Here is a 4,742-nt window from a genome sequence, read left to right on the forward strand (position 1 = left end):
TCACGACGCCACCCAGGACGGTCAACGGCACGAGGACGACGACGGAGCAGAACCAGAACAGCGTGAGGACGTCCTGCGCCCCGTGCACCGTGAAGACGTCGTGCGTCGTGCCGTAGGGGAACGGCCCCGCGGTGATCGTGAACCCGGGGATGATCGTGAGGATCCAGACGACGACGAGGAGCACCGCGATCCCGCCCACCAGGACCGCCGCGGTGCCGAGCAGCGTCATCCGGAGTCGGATCCCGCTCGGTCGCCGCAGCCGCTCCCGCGTCACGACGTGACCCGAGCGATCCGGTACCCGACCCCTGGGACCGTCTCGATCCGGTCGGCTCCGACCTTCTTGCGGAGTGTCGACACGGTCACCCGCACGGCGTTGGTGAACGGATCGGCGTGCTCGTCCCAGGCCTTCTCGAGCAGTCGCTCGGCGCTGACCACGCCGCCGCCCGCGCGCATGAGGACCTCGAGGACGGCGAACTCCTTGCGGGACAGGTGCAGGACACGGCCGTCGCGGAAGACCTCGCGGTGGAACGGGTCCAGCGTGAGGCCGGCGCGGTGCAGGGTCGGCGGGACGACCGCGGAGGGTCGGCGGTGCAGCGCCGTGACGCGGGCGGTGAGTTCCGCCAGGTCGAACGGTTTCCCGAGGTAGTCGTCCGCGCCGACGGCGAGCCCGGACACCCGGTCCCCGACCGTGGTCGCCGCGGTGAGCATGAGGACGCGCGGCGGCTCCGGCATCGCGACCAGCGCGCGGCACACGTCGTCACCGTGCACGAGGGGCAGGTCACGATCGAGCACGACGACGTCGTACGCGTGCACGTCGACGGCCTCCAGCGCCGCGGCACCGTCACGGACCAGGTCGACGCTGAGCCCGACCAGCTGCAGTCCGGTCTGCACGGCGTCCCCGAGGAACGGCTCGTCCTCGACCACCAACACGCGCACCATGTCAGAACCCTTCGTCGTGTCGGAGCAGGATACGGGCGCCGGGGTAAGGCGAACGTAAGGGGTCGGACGGACGCGCTCGCAACACCGGCTCCGGTGGACTCGCGGCATGTCCGTCACCCTCACACCGCGCGCGCTGCCCTCCCTGACCGGGTTGCGGTGGTGCGCAGCCCTCGCCGTCTGGGCCTACCACCTGCGGAACGTCGGCTTCTTCTCCGGCCGGTCCGAGGAGCTCCTCTCCCGCGTCGTCGGCGGTGGCGACACCGGGGTGTCGCTCTTCTTCGTCCTGTCCGGGTTCGTGCTGGCCTGGTCCCACCGCGACGAGACGAGCCCACAACGGTTCTGGTGGGCGCGCATCGCTCGGATCGCCCCACTGCACCTCACCGCGCTCGCCCTCGCGGTCGCCGTGGTGGCCCCCGTCGTCCCGGAGATCGTGAGTCCGTCGCGGGGCTCGGTCGTCGCGAACGCCCTGCTCATCAGCGCGTGGCGGCCCGACTGGTGGCAGGCCGGGAACCCGGTGAGCTGGTCCCTGGTCTGCGAAGCCGCGTTCTACGCCACCTTCCCGCTGCTCACCCTGGTCCTCCGGCGCGTGTCGACGACGGCGCTGGCGGTCGTCGCGGTCGCGGCGGTCGTGGCCACCTTCGCTGAGCCGTTGCTCGGCCTGCACGCGGTCCAGGCCGTGCTCCCGATCCCGGTCGACGCGGGGCACTCGCCGATCGCACGGTTCCCGGAGTTCCTCCTCGGCGTCGCGGTCGCACGACTGATGCGGACCGGAGCGTGGCGTGGCGCACCGCTCGCGCTGGCGGTCCCGCTCGCGGCCGTCGGGTACGCGGCTGCGACCGCCGAACCCTCGAGCCCGTGGCACCTCAGCGGCTTCACGGTCGTCGGGTACGGGCTGCTCGTGACGGCGCTGGCCCGCATCGACCTGTCGGGCCGCCGGAGTCCGCTCGCCAGCGCGCCGATGCGCTGGTTCGGGGAGCTCTCGTTCGCCTTCTACCTCGTGCACCTGCTCGTGTTGCAGCGGCTCCCGACCGTCCTCCCCGTCGACCCCAGAGGCCGCGCGGCGGTGCTGCACGCGCTGCTCGCCCTCGTGGTCGCGACGGCGCTCGCCGCAGGGCTCCACCACGGAGTGGAGCTCCCCGCCCGGGCAGTGCTCCTCGGGAGACACCAGCGCCGGTCAGCGCCGTACCGGCGGCCGACGCTCCGTCCGGAACCGCGTCGCGCTGATCCCGGTCGTCCGCTGGAAGAACCGGCTGAAGTTCGTCGCTTCGGTGAACCCGAGACGCTCCGCGATCCGCGCGACCGGGAGGTCGGTGTACCCGAGCAGGCGCTGCGCCTCGAGCGCGATCCGCCGGTCGATCAGCTGCTTCGGACTCGTGCCGTTCCCCTGGGCCACGGCGCGGGAGATCGTCCGGATGCTGTGCCCGAGGACCTGTGCGTACTCGGCGACGGTGTGCAGCTCGGTGAACCGCCGCTCCACCTCCTTGCGGAACCGGGTCGCGAGCGGGTCCTCCACCCCGTCGTCGGCGGCCGCTGCCGCGCCGCGCTCGAGCAGGACGAGGACCGCACGGAGCAGCAGCTGCAGCACCATCCGGGACGGGACCTCGCGGTCGTGCTCGCGCGCGAGCTCGCCGGCGACCGCACGGATCGCGGCGGCGGCTTCCGGGTCCGCGACGGACACCGGCTGGCGCACGCCGATCCCGTCGGCGTGTGGCGGGGCACCCAGCGGGCAAGCTCGCACGGGGTGACGGACGTCGCACCGTGCGGCGCGGTGCGCCGTCGGTTCGCACGGTGCGAGCTCGTTCACCGGGTGCGGAGGTGCCCGATCGGTGCGGGGTTGTAGCGGGGCACCCAGCGGGCAAGCTCGCACGGAGTGGCGGACGTCGCACCGTGCGGCGCTGCACCCAGACCCGACGCCCGCCACCCGACGCCCGCCGCCCGCCACCCGACACCCGCCACCCGCCACCCGCCACCCGCACAACCAGCGGTCCGGGCCGGCGCTCGCCGCGCTACAGGTCCTTGAGCCGCCGACCCGTCGCGCCGTCGCTCCACCGCGCGGCCGATCCCCCGTCGAGGGACTCGTGGTGCCCGCCGTGTCCGTGGGCGAGCCCGCAGCGCCAGCGGTCGAAGACGCTCAGGCAGAGGTCGCGGGGCAGTCGGTCCGCGCCGACGCCCGACGGCGCCGCGGAGCGGACCGGATCGGTGGCGTCGGGCACGGGGGTGGTGTTGGTGTCGTCGATCATTCCGTCATGTGGACGTCGTGGGGACCGGATCCGTCACGGATCCGTCGCCGTCCGGTGCACCCGGGCGTGTCCCCGCCGCCCGGTGCAGTGTGGAACGGGACGGCCGTCGGACGGCGGCCGCCGGCGACGATCGGAAGGCGGGGATGGACCACGACGATCCCCTCCTGCGTGCGGAGGACCCCACCCTGGTGGTCCGCGCCGCCGACGGCGACGTCCGCTCCTTCGAGGTGCTCGCGCGTCGACACGGGCCGGTGATGCGCGTGTACGCCGAGCAGATGCTCGGCTCGAACGTCGAGTCGGACGACGTCGTGCAGGAGTCGTTCCTGACCGGGTGGCGTCGACTCTCCGACCTCAACGACCCCGCGCGGTTCCGTCCGTGGATGATGCAGATCGTCACCCGGAAGGCGCTCGACCGGCTCCGTCGGCGCCGCCACCACGACGACGTCGACGGCGCACAGCACCCGACGGACGCCACCAGGCAGCCGGAGCGTATCGTCGAGACGCGGATGCAGCTCGACGCGATGTGGACCGCGTTGGACCGCCTCCCCGCAGACCAGCGGCGGTGCTGGCTCCTCCGCGAGACCGCCGGCTACAGCTACCAGCAGATCGCCGACGAACTCGAACTGCCGGTGTCGACGGTGCGTGGGCTGCTCGCCCGTGCCCGTCGGTTCCTGACCGTGGAGATGGAGGCATGGCGATGAGCGACATCGACGATGTCCCCGTTCCCGAGGACGACCTCGACGGTCACACCATGGAGGAGCTCGCCGACTACCTCGACCGTGGTCGGACCCCACGCGACCCCGCCATCGAGGCGTCCGCGTCCTGCCGGCTCGCGCTGTCGAACATGGCACGCCTGCGGGAGCTCTCGCTCGGTGCCCTGCAGCGTCGGGCGGACGCCGAGCCGGACCGCGAGACCGACTGGATCGACCGTCTGCTCGCGACGATCCGCTCCGAGGTCCGACCGGGTCGTGACGTCCCGGTCCCCCACCCCGACCCGAGACTCCGACTCGCGATGACCGAGGCCGCCGTGCGCGGCCTGGTCCGTCGCGCCGGCGACACGATGGGCGGCGTCGTGATGGGCAGCTGCACGCTCGACGGCGAGCTCGGCGACCCCGGAGCCCCGGTGCACGTCCGGGTCACCGCCGGACTGGTCTACGGGGCGCCGGCGGCCGAGACCGCCGACCGGCTCAGGGACAGGATCGCGGCGGCCCTCGCACGGCACACCGCCATGACCGTGGCGTCCATCGACGTCGTGTTCGACGACGTCCACCTGCCCTAGGAGCACGACGTGAGCGACGAAGCCCTGTCCCGAGCCCTCACCGACCGGATCCGGAGCGTCCCGGGCGTCACGGGGGTCTACCCGAGCCGGCCACTCGTGCAGGCCGCCGCCGAGGCCGTCGCGTCCACCTTCTCGCTGCAGGAACCCGACGTCCTGGTGGACGTGCAGCGCGAGGGCACGACGCTGCGGGTGCACGCGGGCATCGCCGTCGACGACACCCGCCCCGCGACCGACACGGTGCGCGAGGTGGGCGAGCGCGTCCGCGACCTCGTCGACGAGCGACC

7 protein-coding genes and 1 pseudogene are annotated in these 4,742 nt (G+C 73.2%); 4 read left to right on the plus strand and 4 right to left on the minus strand.

Features of this window, described 5'->3' with window-relative positions; translation table 11 throughout:
- Window positions 1-274: hypothetical protein (locus tag I5E_RS20960; RefSeq protein WP_042723495.1), on the minus strand; the 274-nt coding region annotated here is incomplete at its 3' end.
- The gene (locus I5E_RS02040; RefSeq protein WP_031261092.1) at window positions 271-936 is read right to left on the minus strand and encodes a response regulator transcription factor; all 666 of its coding nucleotides are present in this window, start codon (window positions 934-936) and stop codon (window positions 271-273) included. The genes I5E_RS02040 and I5E_RS20960, both read right to left, overlap by 4 nt.
- A 109-nt stretch (window positions 937-1,045) precedes the next feature.
- Here I5E_RS02040 and I5E_RS26855 point away from each other — a divergent pair.
- Window positions 1,046-2,044 (plus strand): annotated as a pseudogene (locus I5E_RS26855) (acyltransferase family protein); the annotation flags it as partial.
- Window positions 2,045-2,113: 69 nt separating this feature from the next.
- Here I5E_RS26855 and I5E_RS26860 read toward each other — a convergent pair.
- Together I5E_RS26860 and I5E_RS02050 are read right to left on the minus strand one after the other, a co-directional pair.
- The gene (locus I5E_RS26860) at window positions 2,114-2,527 is read right to left on the minus strand and encodes a helix-turn-helix transcriptional regulator (RefSeq protein ID WP_369007684.1); all 414 of its coding nucleotides are present in this window, start codon (window positions 2,525-2,527) and stop codon (window positions 2,114-2,116) included.
- 418 nt (window positions 2,528-2,945) lie between these two features.
- Complete coding sequence (locus tag I5E_RS02050; RefSeq protein WP_022905533.1) at window positions 2,946-3,179, minus strand: hypothetical protein; 234 nt, start codon at window positions 3,177-3,179, stop codon at window positions 2,946-2,948.
- A gap of 143 nt (window positions 3,180-3,322) precedes the next feature.
- Between I5E_RS02050 and I5E_RS02055 the strand changes: the two genes are divergently transcribed.
- The 3 genes from I5E_RS02055 to I5E_RS02065 all read left to right on the plus strand — a co-directional run.
- Window positions 3,323-3,880: an RNA polymerase sigma factor gene (locus I5E_RS02055; RefSeq protein ID WP_031261095.1), complete on the plus strand. Its 558-nt coding sequence runs from the start codon at window positions 3,323-3,325 to the stop codon at window positions 3,878-3,880.
- On the plus strand, window positions 3,877-4,458 hold the full coding sequence (locus I5E_RS02060) for an Asp23/Gls24 family envelope stress response protein (RefSeq protein WP_031261097.1): 582 nt from the start codon (window positions 3,877-3,879) through the stop codon (window positions 4,456-4,458). The genes I5E_RS02055 and I5E_RS02060 overlap by 4 nt, the downstream gene beginning before the upstream one ends.
- A 9-nt stretch (window positions 4,459-4,467) precedes the next feature.
- Window positions 4,468-4,742, plus strand: a 275-nt coding sequence (locus tag I5E_RS02065; RefSeq protein WP_022905536.1) for a hypothetical protein, incomplete at its 3' end; no start/stop codon positions are given.

The sequence above is a fragment of the Curtobacterium sp. B18 genome (genome assembly GCF_000333375.1).
In the GTDB taxonomy this organism is placed as follows: Bacteria; Actinomycetota; Actinomycetes; order Actinomycetales; family Microbacteriaceae; genus Curtobacterium.